The 1,029-nt window shown below is 72.6% G+C and carries 1 protein-coding gene; it reads right to left on the bottom strand.

The window, feature by feature from the left end; genetic code table 11:
* Window positions 1-1,029: FtsK/SpoIIIE domain-containing protein (locus NBZ85_RS31330; RefSeq protein WP_261563447.1), on the bottom strand; the 1,029-nt coding region annotated here is incomplete at both ends.

Raw genomic sequence — 1,029 nt, 5'->3', positions numbered from 1 at the left:
GTCGAGGGGATCGGGGGCGTCGTCGGGGTCGTGGCCGGTGAAGGCGTCGAGGTCGGGGGTCCAGCCGCCAGGGGCTGCGGGTCGGTAGGTGTGCACGGTGCGGGTGATCTCGTCGTCGTCGATGAACGCGGCCCGGACCCGGATCGGGTCGGGGTTGCCGTCATGCAGGACGTAACCGACCCCAGGCAGCGACAGCGGGATCTCCTCCGCACGCGCGCCCCGGTCCCGGGCACCGTTGCCAAGGACGAGGTCGGCCTGGTCGGGTTCGGTCATCCGCAGCGCCACCCGCACCGGGAACAGGTCCCGGAACGGCAGCACCTCCTTGCGCGGGTCCTGCACCGCGGCCAGGACCACGACACCGGGCGCCCGGCCCTGCGACAGCAGCAGCGGCAACGCCGCACCGATCCGCTTCTTCAGCTCCCGGTCGGTGACGTACGCAGTCAACGAGGCGATCTCGTCGACCACCAGCACGATCAGCGGCTCTGTGGTCGTCGGAGTGTGGAGTCGGGTCACGCCGGACAGGCGGGCGGTCCGCTCCTGCATGACGCCCACGGCGTCGTCGAGGAGATCGGCGATCGTGTCCGTGGTGGTGGCGAAGCGGGTGAACATCGCCCGGCCGAAGGCCAGTTCCATCCCGCCCTTCGGATCGCACACCCACAGCTCCACCAGCCCCGCCCGCACCGCCGGGCCGAGACCGCGCAGCACCGACCACAACACCGAGCCCTTACCCGCGCCGGTGGCACCGGCGACGAGGACATGCGTCCCACGCACCGGCAGCGTCCAGGGTGATCCGTCCTCGCAGCGGCCCACCGGGATGGCGGACAGTCCGGCGACGAGCCGGGCGTAAGCGGTGTGGACGGGTGCGCGGTCCGGGTCGACGTCGGCCGGGTCGGGGTCGGCGTCGCCCGGATCGGTGTCCGTGCTGTCGAGGTCGGCGGGGGTGACGGGGTGGGTGAGGGTGTCACGGTGGTGGAAGTGCAGCCGGCCGAAGCGGAACGTCTCGGCCTGCACCTGGCAGCGCCGGGCCCG

This window comes from Frankia tisae, from assembly GCF_025403405.1.
GTDB classification, from domain to species: domain Bacteria; phylum Actinomycetota; class Actinomycetes; order Frankiales; family Frankiaceae; genus Frankia; species Frankia tisai.
The sequence above is the reverse complement of the archived record's forward strand: the minus strand, read 5'-3'. Positions and strand labels throughout refer to the sequence as shown.